This is a genomic window from Kitasatospora sp. NPDC088160, assembly GCF_044741445.1.
GTDB lineage: Bacteria > Actinomycetota > Actinomycetes > Streptomycetales > Streptomycetaceae > Kitasatospora.
This window is the reverse complement of record NZ_JBIUSS010000030.1, coordinates 14,826-30,693: the sequence shown is the minus strand read 5'-3', so window position 1 is coordinate 30,693 and position 15,868 is coordinate 14,826. Positions and strand designations below refer to the sequence as shown.

The 15,868-nt window shown below is 69.7% G+C and carries 10 protein-coding genes; all 10 read right to left on the bottom strand.

Annotation, left to right across the window (positions count from 1 at the left end):
* Window positions 1–8: 8 nt before the first annotated feature.
* Entirely contained in the window at window positions 9–935 is a 927-nt protein-coding gene (locus ACIOGZ_RS35605) for an ABC transporter permease (protein WP_363585423.1), read from the bottom strand.
* Window positions 936–1,052: 117 nt separating this feature from the next.
* Entirely contained in the window at window positions 1,053–2,678 is a 1,626-nt protein-coding gene (locus tag ACIOGZ_RS35600; RefSeq protein WP_400809832.1) for an ABC transporter substrate-binding protein, read from the bottom strand.
* Window positions 2,679–2,850: 172 nt separating this feature from the next.
* Entirely contained in the window at window positions 2,851–3,867 is a 1,017-nt protein-coding gene (locus ACIOGZ_RS35595; protein WP_350879925.1) for a dipeptide ABC transporter ATP-binding protein, read from the bottom strand.
* On the bottom strand, window positions 3,860–4,912 hold the full coding sequence (locus tag ACIOGZ_RS35590) for an ABC transporter ATP-binding protein (protein WP_363585425.1): 1,053 nt from the start codon (window positions 4,910–4,912) through the stop codon (window positions 3,860–3,862). The genes ACIOGZ_RS35595 and ACIOGZ_RS35590 overlap by 8 nt, the downstream gene beginning before the upstream one ends.
* Before the next feature lie 19 nt (window positions 4,913–4,931).
* Window positions 4,932–5,876, bottom strand: coding sequence for an ABC transporter permease (locus tag ACIOGZ_RS35585; protein ID WP_363585426.1), 945 nt, complete (start codon window positions 5,874–5,876; stop codon window positions 4,932–4,934).
* Window positions 5,869–6,795 carry an ABC transporter permease gene (locus ACIOGZ_RS35580; RefSeq protein WP_363372519.1) on the bottom strand — a complete coding sequence of 309 codons (927 nt, stop codon included), beginning with the start codon at window positions 6,793–6,795 and terminating at the stop codon, window positions 5,869–5,871. The genes ACIOGZ_RS35585 and ACIOGZ_RS35580 overlap by 8 nt, the downstream gene beginning before the upstream one ends.
* 141 nt (window positions 6,796–6,936) lie before the next feature.
* On the bottom strand, window positions 6,937–8,574 hold the full coding sequence (locus ACIOGZ_RS35575; RefSeq protein WP_363372516.1) for an ABC transporter substrate-binding protein: 1,638 nt from the start codon (window positions 8,572–8,574) through the stop codon (window positions 6,937–6,939).
* A 429-nt stretch (window positions 8,575–9,003) separates the two neighbouring features.
* Entirely contained in the window at window positions 9,004–10,908 is a 1,905-nt protein-coding gene (typA, locus tag ACIOGZ_RS35570; protein ID WP_063347962.1) for a translational GTPase TypA, read from the bottom strand.
* Window positions 10,909–11,181: 273 nt separating this feature from the next.
* Window positions 11,182–13,029: an ABC transporter family substrate-binding protein gene (locus tag ACIOGZ_RS35565; protein WP_363629560.1), complete on the bottom strand. Its 1,848-nt coding sequence runs from the start codon at window positions 13,027–13,029 to the stop codon at window positions 11,182–11,184.
* A 92-nt stretch (window positions 13,030–13,121) separates the two neighbouring features.
* Entirely contained in the window at window positions 13,122–15,731 is a 2,610-nt protein-coding gene (locus ACIOGZ_RS35560; RefSeq protein WP_400328365.1) for a SpoIIE family protein phosphatase, read from the bottom strand.
* Between the last annotated feature and the right edge of the window lie 137 nt (window positions 15,732–15,868).

Genomic DNA, 15,868 nt, shown 5'->3' with positions numbered 1-15,868 from the left:
CGTGGACGTCAGGCATAGCGGATCCTCGGGTCCAGGACCGCGTAGAGCAGGTCGACGAGCAGGCTGGCGACGAGGTAGACGATCACCAGGACGGTCACGATGCCGACCACGGTGGGGCCTTCCTTCTGGTTGATCGCCCGGTACAGGACGTTGCCGACGCCCTGCACGTTGAAGATGCCCTCGGTGACGATCGCCCCGCCCATCAGGGCGCCGAGGTCGGTGCCGAGGAAGGTGACCACCGGGATCAGCGAGTTGCGCAGCAGGTGGCGGGAGATGACGGTCCGCCGGGGCAGCCCCTTGGCGACCGCCGTGCGGATGTAGTCGGCCCGCAGGTTCTCGCCGATGGACGTCCGGGTGAGCCGGGCGACGTACGCGAGCGAGAGCGAGCCCAGCACGATCGCGGGCAGGATCAGCTGGGAGAGGTCGGTGGAGTCCTGCACCGTCGGGGTGACCCAGCCGAGGTTGGTGGCGAAGATCGTCTGCGCGATGTAGGCCAGCACGAAGACCGGGATCGAGATCACCACCAGGGTGAGGATCAGCACCAGGGTGTCCTGGACGCTGCCGCGCCGGAGGCCGGAGGCCATACCCAGGGCGAGGCCGAGGACCACTTCGAAGACGAAGGCCATCAACGCGAGCCGGATGGTGACCGGGAAGGCGGTCGCCATGATCTCGGAGACGGGGCGGCCGGTGAAGCTCGTCCCGAAGTCCCCCTGGAAGAGGTTCCCCATGTAGTGCAGGTACTGCTTCCAGACCGGCTGGTCCAGGAAGTACTTGTGCTTGATGCTGGCCACGATGGCCGGGTCGGCGGCCTTCTCGCCGAACAGCGCCGACACCGGGTCGCCCGGCAGCGTGTAGACCATCAGGAAGATCAGCAGCGTGGTGCCAAAGAACACCGGGATCATCTGCAGCACCCGCCGCAGCACGTAACTGCCCATCCGAGCCTCCTTCCTAGACGTGCCCTGGGTGCACGGCCGGCCGGGGACGGTCGGCCGGGAGGGCCGGGCCCCGCCCTCCGTGCGGGAAGGGCGGGGCCGGCGCGAGGGGTCGGGGGATCAGCCCTTGACCTCGACCTGGGTCCAGGCCGGGTTTCCGAAGGAGTCGAACTTCACGTTCTGCACCTTGGTCGAGTAACCCGAGTTGGTGCGGTAGTACCAGAGCGGGATGGCCGGCATCCCGCTCGGCAGCACCGCCTCGGCCTGCTGGTAGCCGGTCACCGTGTCGGCGACGCTGGCGGCCTCGTCGGCCTTGGTGGCCGCCTGGTCGAACTGCGGGTTGCTGTAGCCGAAGTCGTTGGCCGCGGCGCCGGTGCGGTACACGTCGGACAGGAAGTTGGCGTTCAGCGGGTAGTCCTGCACCCAGCCGGTGCGGAAGGCGCCGTTGACCTGGTGCCCGGTGATCGCGGCGCGGGCGGTCTTGAAGTCGGGCTTCGGGTCTCCGAGGCACTCGACGCCGGTGCTCTGCCGGATCGAGTTGCAGACCGCGTCGACCCACTCCTTGTGGCCGCCGTCGGAGTTGTAGGTGATCAGCAGCTTGTTGCCGGGGACGCCGCCGCCGTCGCTGATCAGCTGCTTGGCCTTGGCGGGGTCGAACTTGCAGAAGTCGCCGCAGGCGCCGTCCTTGTAGCCCTCGACGCCCTCGGCCACCCAGGCGGTTGCCGGCTTGCGGGAGTTCTGCAGCACCGTCTTGGTGATGGTGTCGCGGTCGATCGCCATGGACAGGCCCTGGCGCACCTTGGCCTTGTCGGGCGCGGCCCAGTCGGCCTGGTAGAGGGTGAAGCCGATGTTCTGGATGGCGCCCTGCGGGGCGTCGATCGCCCGGTCTCCGAGGTCGCTCTTGTACGTCGCCAGCGCGGACGGCGGCACCTGGTCCATCACGTCCAGGTTGCTGGACTGGAGGTCGGCGTAGGCGGCCTCGGACGTGGTGTACATCTTGAAGACGATGCCGCCGTTCTTCGGCTTGTCGACGCCCTGGTAGTCCGGGAAGGCCTTGGTGACGACCTCGGTGTTGTGGTTCCAGCTGACGAACTGGTAGGGGCCGTTGCCCACCGGCTTCTGCCCGTACCCGGTCGGGTCGTTGAAGAAGGCGTCCGGCAGCGGGGAGAAGGCGATGTAGCCGAGCTTGTACTCGAAGTACGAGACCTTGTTGCTGAGCTTGACGGTGAAGTGCAGGTCGTCGACCACGGTCAGGCCGGACATCTTGGTCGCGGTCGGCTGGCCGCTGCCGGGGTGGACGTCCTGGTAGCCCTCGATGTCGGAGAACCAGGAGCTGTTGATCTGGTTGTTGCTGGTGGTCGCGCTCCAGTTCCAGGAGTCCACGAAGTTCTTGGCGTGCACCGGCGTGCCGTCGTGGAACTTCCAGCCGTCCTTCAGCGTGACGTCGAAGGTCTGGGAGTCGCTGGTGTCGATCTTGTCGGCGACCTGCATCCGGATCTTGGCGGTGGCGGGGTCGTAGTCGACCAGCCCCTTGAAGAGGTTCTGGATGATGCGACCACCGCCGACCTCGTTCGCGTTGGCCGGCTGCAGCGGGTTCTGCGGCTCACTGCTCTGGTAGCTGAAGCTCTTGCTGCTGTCCGACGAGCTGTTGCTGCTTCCGCCGCCGCCGCTGCTGCACCCGGTGGCCACCAGGGCCACGGATGTCGCAGCGGCGAGGACCCAGCGAGCACGGGCGGCTACGGGCATGGAAGTCCCTCCTCGTGGTGTGTGTCGCATCACACCCCATGAGAAGCGCGCCCGGACGACGGCGCGAGTCAGGTGCACCCGGACGGGTGCACCGGACGCCCCGTGAGTTGACGGAACGACGGAAGGGCCCGCGGCGCGAAGCCACGGGCCCTTCCGGGGATGCCACGGGGAGTCAGGCGGCGGCCGGCTCCCGGACCTCGGCGAAGTGACAGGCCGACTCGTGCGCGGCCGGGCCCTTCAGCACCGAGGGCACCGCGAGCAGCGGGATCTCCTCGGCGCAGCGGTCCTCCGCCTTCCAGCAGCGGGTGCGGAAGCGGCAGCCGGACGGCGGGTTGGCCGGCGAGGGGATGTCACCGGTCAGGATGATCCGATCGCGGTTCTCGCGCGCCGTCGGGTCCGGCACCGGCACCGCGGAGAGCAGCGCCTGGGTGTACGGGTGGGTGGCGTTGTCGTAGATCTGCTCGTCGGTGCCGATCTCGACCATCTTGCCGAGGTACATCACGCCGACGCGGTCGGAGATGTGCCGGACGATGGAGAGGTCGTGCGCGATGAACATGTACGACAGGCCGAAGTCGCCCTGCAGCTTCTCCAGCAGGTTGATCACCTGCGCCTGGACGGACACGTCCAGGGCGGAGACCGGCTCGTCGCAGATGATGATCTCGGGCTTGAGCGCGAGACCGCGGGCGATGCCGATGCGCTGGCGCTGGCCGCCGGAGAACTGGTGCGGGTACCGGTTGATGTACTCCGGGTTCAGACCCACGACGTCCAGCAGGTCCTGGACGGCCTTGCGGCGGTCGCCCTTGGGCGCCACCTCGGGGTGGATCTCGAAGGGCTCCCCGATGATGTCGCCGACCGTCATGCGCGGGTTCAGCGAGGTGTACGGGTCCTGGAACACCATCTGGATGTTCCGGCGGACGGCCTTGAGGGCCTGGCCGGACAGCTTGGAGATGTCCTCGCCCTTGAACAGCACCTGGCCGGAGGTCGCCCGCTCCAGGTTCATCAGCACCTTGGCCAGCGTGGACTTGCCACAGCCGGACTCGCCGACGATGCCGAGCGTCTCGCCCTTCGCCAGCTCGAAGGAGATGCCGTCGACCGCCTTGACCGCGCCGACCTGCTTCTTGAAGAGGATGCCCTGGCTCAGCGGGTAGTGCTTGACCAGGTCCTTGACCTCCAGGATGGGCTCAGCCATGGAGGGTCTCCTTCCAGAGGTGGCACGCGCTGCGGCGGCCGGTGAGCTCCTTGCCGTCCTTGTCGGTCACCTGGTGCAGCGCCGGGATCTCCGTGCGGCACAGGTCGGTGGCGACGTCACAGCGGGGGTTGAACGCGCAGCCGGCCGGGACCTTCAGCAGGTTCGGGGGCAGGCCCTGGATCGCGTAGAGCTCCTGACCCTTCTGGTCCAGGCGCGGGATCGAGCGGAGCAGGCCCTTGGTGTACGGGTGCGCCGGGTTGGCGTACAGGTCGTGCACCGGGGCGGTCTCGACGATCCGGCCGGCGTACATCACGGCAATCTTGTCCGCGACGTCGGCGACCACGCCGAGGTCGTGGGTGATCAGGATCAGGCCCATGTTGTACTCGGCCTGGAGCTCCGCGAGCAGGTCCATCACCTGGGCCTGGACGGTGACGTCCAGGGCGGTGGTGGGCTCGTCCGCGATGATCAGGTCGGGCTGCATCGAGAGCGCCATGGCGATCATGATGCGCTGGCGCATGCCGCCGGAGAACTGGTGCGGGTAGTCGCCGACGCGCTGCCTGGCGGCCGGGATGCGCACCCGGTCCATCAGCTCGATGGCCTTCTCCTTGGCATCCTTCTTGGAGGCGCCCTGGTGCACCCGGAACATCTCGCCGAGCTGGTAGCCCACGCTGAGCACGGGGTTGAGCGAGGACAGCGCGTCCTGGAAGATCATCGCGATCTTCTGGCCGCGGATCCTGCGCCGCTCCTCGTTGCCCATCTTGAGCATGTCCTGGCCGCGGTACAGGATCTCGCCCTGCGTCACCTTGCCGGGCGGCATGTCCAGGATGCCCATGATGGTCTGGGCGGTCACGGACTTGCCGGAGCCGGACTCTCCGAGCACGGCGAGCGTCTCGCCGGCCGCGACGGAGTAGTTGACGCCGTTCACGGCCTTCGCGATGCCGTCCCGGGTGTGGAACTCCACGTGGAGGTTCTTGACCTCCAGCAGCGGGGTGCCAACTTCGAGTCGGCCGCTCTTCTGGTTGTTGTTCTCGATCACGGTGGTCATCGGGTCGTCACCTCTTCTCTCAGCGGAGCTTCGGGTCGAGGGCGTCGCGCACCGCGTCGCCGAGCATGATGAAGGCCAGAACCGTGAGGCTCAGCATTCCGGCGGGGAAGAACAGGGCGAACGGGGCGGTCCGGATCACCTTCTGGGCGGTGTTGATGTCGATGCCCCAGGAGATGGTCGGGTCCTGCAGACCGATGCCGAGGAAGCTCAGCGTCGCCTCGGTGGCGATGTAGCCGCCGAGCGCGATGGTGGCGACGACGATCACCGGGGCGACCGCGTTCGGCAGGATGTGCTTCCACAGGATCCGGCTGGTGCCTGCGCCGAGCGCCTTGGCGGCCGTCACGAAGTCGGCCTGCTTGACCGTGATGACCGAACCGCGCATGACACGGGTCATCTGGGTCCAGCCCAGGGAGACCAGCGCGAAGACCACGCTCCAGATGGTGCGCGAGGTGAAGGCGTTGAGGATGACCAGGGCGCCGAGCAGCAGCGGGATGCCGAAGAAGATGTCGGTGACCCGGGAGATGATCGTGTCGACCCAGCCACCGAAGTAGCCGGCCAGCATGCCGGTGATGCCACCGAGGATGGTCACACCCGCCGTGACGCAGATGCCGACGACGACCGAGGCGCGGGCGCCGTAGATCACCCGGGCGTAGATACTGCGGCCCTGGAGGTCGTAGCCGAACCAGTCCGCCTGGAAGAAGTGGCTGTAGTTCGGCTTCGTCAGGTAGTGCGCGCGCAGGTCGCCGGCGCGCGGGTCCGCCGAGGTGAACAGCCCGGGGGCGATCGCGATGACGATCAGCAGCAGGATCAGCAGCGCGGAGATCACGAAGATCGGCTTGCGGCGCAGGTCGTGCCAGGCGTCGGAGCCGAGGCTGCGGGCCTTCTCGGGCTTGGCCGCCGGGGTGTCGGCGCCACGCTGGGCCGGGATCTCCTCGGCCGTCTTCTTCTCGGTCAGGTCAGGCATAACGGATCCTCGGGTCCAGGACCGCGTAAAGCAGGTCGACGATCAGGCCGGCGGCCAGGTATACGAGCACCAGGAAGGCCACGAAGCCGGCGACCGTCGGGCCCTCCTTGTGGTTGATCGCCGCGTAGAGCGCGTTGCCGATGCCCTTGACGTTGAAGATGCCCTCGGTCACGATCGCGCCACCCATCAGGGCGCCCAGGTCGGTGCCGAGGAAGGTGACCACCGGGATCATCGAGTTGCGGAGCAGGTGGGTGCCGATCACCTTGCGCCGGGGCAGGCCCTTGGCCACCGCGGTGCGGACGTAGTCGGCCTTGATGTTCTCGGCTATGGAGGTACGGGTGAGACGCGCCACGTACGCCAGCGACAGCGAGCCGAGCACGAACGCCGGCAACACCAGCTGGGTGATGTCGTTGCTGTCCTGGACGGTCGGCGTGACCCACTTCAGGTTCTGCCCGAAGACCGTCTGGAAGATGAAGCCCAGCACCGGAACCGGGATCGAGATCAGCAGCAGGGTCAGGACCAGGGTGCTCTTGTCGAACGCCTTGCCGCGGCGCAGACCGGCGAAGAGGCCGATGGTGACGCCGAGCACGATCTCGATGGCGAACGCGAACAGCGCCAGCCGGGTGGTGACCGGCAGCGCATCGGTGATCACGTCGAGCACCGGCCGCTGGTCCAGGGTGGTTCCGAAGTCACCGGTGAGCAGCTTCCCCATGTAGTCGAGGTACTGCTGGACCAGCGGCTTGTCGAAGCCCATCTGGTGCCTCAGAGCGGCGAGCTGGGCCGGGTCCGGCGCCTTGTCGCCCCACATCGCGGCCACCGGGTCACCCGGCAGCGCGTGCACCATGAAAAAGATGAGCGCGGTCGTTCCGAGGAAGACCGGGATCATCTGGAGCAGTCGCCTTGCGACAAAGCGCCCCATCGTGCCTCCATGTATGACTCTGCCGGGCCCGTCATCCCGGCCAGAGATAAGTCGGCGTGCCAACGGCCGGTGCCAGTCCTCGCCCTTGTGGGGATGGGACGGGCACCGGCCGTTGTCACCGGGTCAGGCGGTGCCGACCGATTACTTCTTCTTGACCTCGACGTCGGTGTAGACCGGGTTGCCGAAGGAGTCGAACTTCACGTTCTGGACGTTGTTGGACCAGCCGGAGCTGGTCTTGTAGTACCAGAGCGGGATGGCCGGCATGTCCTTGGCCAGGACGGCCTCGGCCTGCTGGTAGAGCTCGGTGGTCTTCTCCACCGTGGTGGCCGCGTCGGCCTCCTTCGAGAGCTTGTCGAACTCCGGGCTGGAGTAGCCGGCGTCGTTCGCCGCCGCACCGGTGCCGTAGACGTCGCGCAGGAAGTTGGCGTTCAGCGGGTAGTCCTGCACCCAGCCGGTACGCATCATGCTCGACACCTGACGCTTGGTCACGATGTCGCGCGAGGTCTTGAAGTCCGGCTTCGGGTCACCGAGGCACTCGACGCCGGTGGCCTGGCGGATCGAGTTGCAGACCGCGTCGACCCACTCCTTGTGACCACCATCGGAGTTGTAGAGGATGGTGATCTTGTTGCCGGGCACGCCGTTGCCCTCGGCGATCAGCTGCTTGGCCTTGGCCGGGTCGTACTTGCAGGCGTCGCCGCAGGCGCCGGCCTTGTAGCCCATGACGCCGGGCGCCACGAAGCCGTCGGCGGGCTGACGCGTGCCGTTCAGCACGGTCTTGGTGATGGTGTCGCGGTCGATGGCCATCGACAGGCCCTGGCGGACCTTGGCCTTCTCCGGCGCGTTCCAGTCGGCGTTGTACAGCGCGAAGGAGATGTTCTGGATGGCGCCCTGCGGCTGGTCGACCGCGCGCTTGCCCAGGTCGTCCTTGTACTTGGGCAGGTCGGTCGAGTCGACCTGGTCCAGGACGTCGAGGGTGTCCGACATCAGGTCCTTGTACGCGGCCTCACCGGCGGTGTAGTTCCGGAAGACGATGCCGCCGTTCTTGGCCTTGTTCGTGCCCGCGTACTTGTCGAAGGCGGCCAGGGTGATGGCCTTGTTGTGCTCCCACGACACGAACTTGTACGGGCCGTTGCCGACCGGCTTCTGGCCGTAGCCCGCCGGGTCGGAGAAGAACCCGGTCGGCAGCGGGTAGAAGGCCGAGTAGCCGAGCTTGTACGTGAAGTACGAGACCGGGCTGCTCAGCTCGATGGTGAAGTGCGTGTCGTCGACGACCTTCAGACCGGACATGGTGTCGGCGGTCGGGTCACCCTTCTCCGGGTGAACGGCGTCGTAGCCGACGATGTCGGAGAACCAGTCCGAGTTGATCTGGTTGTTCTTGGTGTTCGCCGACCAGTTCCAGGAGTCCACGAAGGACTTGGCCGTCACCGGGGTGCCGTCGTGGAAGGTCCAACCGGACTTCAGCGTGACGGTGTAGTTCTTGGCGTCAGTGGTCTCGATCTTGTCGGCCACCTGGTTACGCAGGGCGCCGGTGGCGGGGTCGTAGTCGACGAGGCCCTGGAAGAGCTGCTTGACGATGCGGCCGCCCTGGTTCTCCATGGCGTTGGCCGGCTGCAGCGGACGCTGCGGCTCGCCGCTCTGGTAGCTGAACACGCCCTGGGCGTTGACCGCAGCGCCATCGGAGCTGCTCCCACCGGTGGAACCGCCACTGCTACAAGCAGTCGCGGCGAGGGCGACCGCAACAGCTGCGACAACCCACTTGGCCTGGCTCCCACCACGCATCGGTGTGCCTCCTGAATTCGACGTTGCAACGAGGAGGGCACTGCGGACGGGTGTTACCTGGCCCGCTGTGCCGTCCGCGCTCGTGGTTTCGGCGCGCACCCCTGCGCGTCACCCTTGACCCGAGCCTGACTGCACCCACTATCCGTCACGCACGGACACGAAAGTGACCAGTGACGATCTCAATTAGGTCACATGAACAGTCGGTAAGTTTCGAAAACCGGACATAAGAGACATAGCCAGACAGGCACCAAACGGACAGTCGTCATGAATGACGAACTGTCACGTTCGCTCAGCGGACACCTGGGAGTGATGAGCGCTATTCCGTTAATACGCCCGTCGACAACTTGGAGTAGTTGAAAAAGTTCGCCCCCCTCTCCATGGGAAAGGGGGGCGAAGCATTCCGGCCAAAGGCCGGTCAAGCCGTCCGGATCACGCCTTCTTGGCGCGCGAGGCGGTGCGGCCGCGGTCCTTCGCGTCGAGGACGACCTTACGGATGCGAACCGTCTCCGGGGTCACCTCGATGCACTCGTCCTCGCGGCAGAACTCCAGCGACTGCTCCAGCGAGAGCTTGCGCGGCGGGACGATCGACTCGGCCACGTCTGCGTTCGAGGAACGCATGTTGGTGAGCTTCTTCTCCTTGGTGATGTTGACGTCCATGTCGTCGGCGCGCGAGTTCTCGCCGACGATCATGCCCTCGTACACCTCGGTGCCCGGCTCGCAGAAGAGCACGCCGCGCTCCTGGAGGTTGGTCATCGCGAAGGCGGTGACCACGCCGGACCGGTCGGCGACCAGCGAACCGTTGTTGCGGGTGGTCAGGGTGCCGAACCACGGCTCGTGGCCCTCGTGGATCGAGTGCGCGATGCCGGTGCCGCGGGTGCTGGTGAGGAACTCGGTCCGGAAGCCGATCAGACCGCGGGACGGGACGACGAACTCCATCCGGACCCAGCCCGAGCCGTGGTTGGACATGTTGTCCATCCGGCCCTTGCGGACGCCCATGAGCTGCGTGACCGCGCCCATGTGCTCCTCCGGCACGTCCACCGTGAGGCGCTCGACCGGCTCGTGGGTCTTGCCGTTGACCTGCTTGGTGACGACCTGCGGCTTGCCGACGGTCAGCTCGAAGCCCTCGCGGCGCATGGTCTCGATCAGGATGGCCAGCGCCAGCTCACCGCGGCCCTGCACCTCCCAGGCGTCCGGGCGCTCGGTCTCCAGGACGCGCAGCGAGACGTTACCGATCAGCTCACGGTCCAGGCGGTCCTTCACCTGGCGGGCGGTGACCTTGCGGTCCACCTTGCCGCTGGACTTCGCGTCCGCGCCCTTGCCGCTGCCGCCACGGCCGACCAGCGGCGAGGTGTTGGTGCCGATGGTCATCGAGATGGCCGGCTCGTCCACCGTGATCAGCGGCAGCGCGATCGGGTTCTCCGGGTCGGCGAGGGTCTCGCCGATCATGATCTCGGAGATGCCGGCGACGGCGCAGATGTCACCCGGGCCCGCCACCTCGGCCGGCTTGCGGGTGAGCGCCTCGGTCATCAGCAGCTCGGAGATGCGGACGCTGGAGATGGTGCCGTCGCGCTTGATCCAGGCCACGGTCTGGCCCTTGCGCAGCTCGCCCTGCTCGACGCGCAGCAGCGCGATGCGGCCGAGGAAGTTGTCGGCGTCGAGGTTGGTGACGTGGGCCTGGAGCGGCGCGTCAGCCTCGTACGTCGGGGCCGGGACGTGCTCCAGCAGGGTGGAGAAGAACGGCTCCAGGCTGGTGCTGTCGGCCGGGACGGTGCCGTTCTCCGGCTTGGTCAGCGAGGCGACGCCGTCACGGGCACAGGCGTAGACGATCGGGAACTCGATCTGGTCCTCGTCGGCGTCCAGGTCCAGGAACAGGTCGTAGGTCTCGTTGATGACCTCGTCGATCCGGGAGTCCGGGCGGTCCGTCTTGTTGATGCAGAGGATGACGGGCAGCCGGGCGGTGAGCGCCTTGCGGAGCACGAAGCGCGTCTGCGGCAGCGGGCCCTCGGAGGCGTCGACCAGCAGGACGACCGCGTCCACCATCGACAGACCGCGCTCGACCTCGCCACCGAAGTCGGCGTGGCCCGGGGTGTCGATGATGTTGATGGTGATGGGCGCGCCACCATCCTTCGGGTGGTACTTGACGGCGGTGTTCTTCGCGAGAATGGTGATGCCCTTCTCGCGCTCCAGGTCGTTGGAGTCCATCATCCGGTCGTCCAGGTGCTGGTGGGCGGCGAAGGCGCCGGCCTGCTTCAGCATGGCGTCGACCAGAGTGGTCTTGCCGTGGTCGACGTGGGCGACGATAGCGACGTTGCGGATGTCGTTGCGCGTGGGCATGCCTAGCTGATTCTCCTGGAATCGTGGGTTACGGCGCCCGGCCGCGAGACGCCGACCAGCGATCCCTGCTGGATCGCCGCCGCCCGTTCCGCCTGCTACTACCGGTCCACCCGCCGTGGCAACGGACATGCCCCGGCTTCCTCCTATCGTACGGGGAAGCGCCCAGGTGAGCAGAAACGGGCAGGTCGGGCGGGATCAAGATCACAGGCAGGCCACCCGTTCGTCACCCGCTGTTCGCTCCCCGACCGGCTCCGGCGGGCCCGGGGAACGGGCTCAAGCGCTCCACCCCACGTCCTGGAAGCGCGGCCAGCCGTACCCCCAGACCCCGGCGCCCGCGACGCCCGCCCGGACGCCGACCAGCTCGGGCCGCTGGTAGAGCGGCACCGAGTGGCCGAGCTGCCAGATCCGCACGTCCGCCTCCTGGAGCAGGCGGAGCCGGGCGGCCGGGTCGAGCTCGGCGGTGGCGCGGTCGAAGAGCCGGTCGATCTCCTCGGTTCCGCTGCGGGCGTAGTTGCTGCCGGGGTCGAGGGTGCCGTCGGCGTCGGGCCGGGGCTTGGCGTAGACGGGCCGCTGCTCGCTCGCCGGGCTGGTGCCGGCGGGCCAGGAGAACAGGGCGAGGTCGTACTCCCCGGCGGCCAGCTGGTCCTGGACGAAGGTGTCGGCGGACGCGGTCACGGCCTTCACCTCGACACCGGACTCGCCGAGGTCGGCGGTGAGCGCGTCGGCGGTCCGCTTGGCGGTCGCGGAGCCGGCCGGGACGAGCAGGGTGAGGGTGAGCTCCTTGTCGTCCTTGGTGCGGGTGCCGCCGGTGTCGGGCCGCTTCCAGCCCGCCTCGTCGAACAGCCGGGCGGCGTCGGCCGGGCCGGCGGCCGCACTGTTGTCGCGGTAGCCGTCCTGGTCGCCGGCGAGCAGGTGGCTGCCCAGCGGGGCGCCGGGCAGGCCGAGCGGGGTGAGCGCGGCGTCGGCGATCCGCCGCCGGTCGACGGCGCGGGTCAGGGCGAGCCGCAGGGCCGGGTCGGCGAGCGGGCCGTGGGCGGAGTTGAGGGTGAGCTGGGTGAGCGAGGCGCCGACGGCCCGGTGCACGATGACGCCGTGCAGTCCCTCGGCCCGCCGCAGGGCCAGCGCCGCGGCCTCGGGTGCGGCGGGCGGGGGCGCCGCCTCGGCGGTCGGCGTATCGGAGGCGCCCGGGGTGGCGGTCGGTGTGGCGGAGGCGGTGGGCGTGGCGGAGGCGGCCGGGGCGGGGGCGGGCACCGCCTGGTCCACCGCCGCGGTGAGCGGGGCGATGTCCAGCCGGTTCTGGTCGAGCGCGTCCAGCCGGCCCTCCGGCGGCGCGGCGATGAACTCGATCCGGTCGGTCTTCGGCTGGTCCCCCCACCACCGCGGGTTGCGGGCGAGGACGACCTGCCCGCCTGCGGCGTCGTACCCGGAGACGGTGTACGGCCCGGCGCTCAGGTGCTCTCCGCCGGTCAGCGCCCGGTTGAACGCGGCCGGGGTGGCCGTCTCGGCCGCCGGGTAGAGCGGGCCGAACAGCGAGCGCCATTCGGCGTACGGGCGCCGGAAGGTGACCCGGACTTCGTGCGGGTCGGCGCCCTGGGCGATCGCGTCGATGGCGTCGTACCCGGCCGGGCGTCCGCCCTGGTAGGTCGGGTCGAGGCCGGAGAGGGCGGCCCGCTGGGCGGTCAGGTCGGCGGCCGTGAGCGGGGTGCCGTCGCTCCAGACCGCGCGCGGGTTGAGCCGGTAGGTGACGACCTGCGGCTGCTGCCCGGGCGGGGTGGACTCGGCGCCGGCCAGGTAGTCCGGGTCGGGGACGAGCCGGCCGTGCCCGTCGGGCCGGAACAGCGAGGGGTAGAGGGCGTGCGCGAGCAGTGCCGAGTCGGCGGTCGCGTCACCCTGGTAGACGTTGAGCGTGGCCGGGACGCCGTCCACGGCCCAGCGCAGCCTGCCGCCGCCCCGGACGGCGGTGCGGTCCGCGGCCCGGACATCCCCGGTGCCGGAGGTGGGGTCGGCCGAGGCCGGCGCGGGGTCGGGGGTACGGGCCGGATCCGGGCCGTCGGAGCAGCCGCCGAGGCCGGCGGCGAGCAGCAGCGCGACGGCTGCGGAGGTGAGCTGGCGGACGCGCATGGCGGCCATGGAACGCCGTCCGGGCGCCCGGGCCCGGGCCGACACGGCGAACCGCCCGCCGACTGCACCCGGACGGCCGAACCGCGACCGGCCTAGAGGCCCAGCTCGAACCAGACGATCTTGCCCTTGGGCGTCCGCCGGCTGCCCCAGCGCTCGGCCAGCAGGCTGACCAGTTGCAGGCCGCGCCCGCCCTCGTCGGTCTCCTGGGCGCGCCGCTGCCGGGGCTGGGCGTAGCCGTCGTCCCAGACCTCGCAGACCAGGCCGCGATCGCGCAGCAGCCGCAGCCGGATCTCGCCCCGGCCGTGCTTGAGCGCGTTGGTGACCAGTTCGCTGACCAGCAGCTCGGTGGTGTCCACGAGCTCCTCCAGGCCGCGGGTCAGCAGCCAGCTGCAGGCCAGCTCGCGGGCCTTGGCGACGGAGGTGGGCTCGGGCGGCAGGAACCAGTTGCCGACGGCGTCCTCGGGGAAGGCGTGCACCTTGGCCATCAGCAGGGCGATGTCGTCCTCGCCGTGGTGCGGGTTGAGCTCGCCGAGAACGTGCTCGCAGAGCTCTTCGAGGCCCTTGCCCTTGGCCGACAGCGCGGTGCGGAAGCCGCGCAGGCCCTCGTCCAGCTGGTGCTTGCGGCTCTCCACCAGGCCGTCCGTGTAGAGGCCGAGGATGGCGCCGTCCGGGAGGGTCAGCTCGACCTCCTCGAAGGGCTCGCCGCCGACGCCGAGCGGCAGGCCGGGCGGGACGTCGAGCATCCGGGCGGGCTCGCCGGGGCTGAGCAGGACGGGCGGCAGGTGGCCGGCGTTGGCGATCCAGCAGCGCCGGGTGACGGCGTCGTAGACCGCGTAGACGCAGGTGGCCAGGTAGACCTCGCGGGCCTCCTCGTCGGCGGCGGAGGTGAGCCGGCCGTACGGGGTGGGCGGGCCGGCCGGCACGGTGTCGCCGCCGAGGCCGCGGGCGATCTCGTCGAGGGCGGTGAGCACCTCGCCGGGCTCCAGGTCGAGCATGGCGAGGGTGCGGACGGCGGTGCGCAGCTGGCCCATGGCGACGGCGGCGCGCAGACCGCGCCCCATCACGTCGCCGATGACCAGGGCGGTGCGGTTGCCGGGCAGCGGGATGACGTCGAACCAGTCTCCGCCGACCTCGGTGTTGTTGTTGCTGGGCAGGTAGCGGCAGGCGATCTCCAGGCCGCTGGCGGCCGGGTTGCCCGGGGGCAGCAGGCTGCGCTGGAGGATCAGGGCGCGCTCGTGCTCGCGGCGGTAGAGCCGGGCGTTGTCGATACAGACGGCGGCGCGGGCGACGAGTTCCTCGGCGATGGCGACGTCGCGGGCGTCGAAGGGCTCGCTGCCGATCGCGCGGGAGAGCTGGACGAGGCCGAGCACCTGGTCGCGGGCGACCAGCGGGACGATCAGGGTGGAGCGCAGCAGCGGGTCGGGCCCGGGCTCGGGGACGACGCTGCGGCCGGTGCGCAGCGCCCGGGCGTGCGGGGAGCGTCGCGGGTAACAGAGGGTGCCGCCGGCCTCGGCGATGGGCAGGCCGGTGACCGAGCCGAGCACCGAGGAGGCGCCGCCGATGACGCTGGAGACGGCGACCCGGCGCAGTTCGCCGCTGCCGTCGGTGAGCACGGTGTCGCCGAGCCGGCCGGCGCTGGGCACGGTCTCGCCGGAGAGCAGCGCGGTGTACAGGTCGACGGTGGCGAGGTCGCAGAACGGCGGGACGACGACGTCGAGCAGTTCCTTGGCGGTGGTCTCCAGGTCGAGGGTGGAGCCGATGTGCGCGCTGGCCTCGTTGAGCAGGGCGAGGTTGCGGCGGACGCCGTCGGCCTCGCGCTCGGCGACGTGCCGGCTGGTGACGTCGGAGACCTGCCCGGCGACGCCGATCGGCTGTCCGGCCGCGCCGTTGAGGCGGTACAGCGAGACGGCCCAGAGCCGGTTGCCCTCGCGGGTGGGGACGGCGCCGTGGAAACGCAGGTCGAAGACGGGCTCGCCGGTGGCGAGGACCTTGCGCAGGGCGGCGGTGAGGCGGTCGGCCTCGGACGGCGGGAAGAGGTCGTGCGGGGTGAGGCCTTCGAGGTCGGTGGGGGCCAGGCCCATGCCGGAGGCGAAGGCGTCGTTGACCCGCTGGAGGCGCAGCCGGTCGTCGAACAGGATGAAGCCGGTGGGCGTCTGCCCGAAGACGGCCTCGGAGGCGGCGAGGTCGGTCTCAACCCGGCGCAGCCGGCCGAGGTCGACGGCCAGGCAGGTGGCGCCGGCGGTGGGCAGGGCGCTGTCGGGCATCAGGTAGAGCTCGGCGAGGCCCTCGCCGCCGACGGCGTCCCGGTAGGGGGTGGTGCCGACCCACTCCTCGCCGGCCAGGGCGCGTTCCAGCCGGGCGCGTCCGCGCTGCCAGAGCTCGCGGGGGACGAAGGTGGTGATCGGGTCGGCGCCGACGGCGTCGGGGGCGGGGACGCCGAAGAACTCGGCGGCGCGCTCGCTCCACTGGCTGATCCGGCCGTCGGGGCCGATGGTGAAGGTGGCGACCCGGATGTAGTCGTAGATCGACCCGGGGCCGCCCGCGCCCCACGGGTGGTCCGCGGCCCCGGGGTGGTGACCGAGGCCCACGGGGCCTGCGCCGGGCGGGTCCGCCGGCGCGGGCAGGTGCGGTGAACCGGCCTGCCCGGGCACGACAGCATGACCGCTGCTGCTCGGCGCGTTCCGCGCCGGGGTGCTGTTCAACGGACCGACCCCTCCAACCCGCGACCGTCCGGATGTCGAGAAGACCGAGTATTCATCATCGAGGGGTACGTTCACACGCCCTCAACATCACAACATCAGATCGGGCGAAGGTTTTTGTCCTACCGCCCGCGCAACCA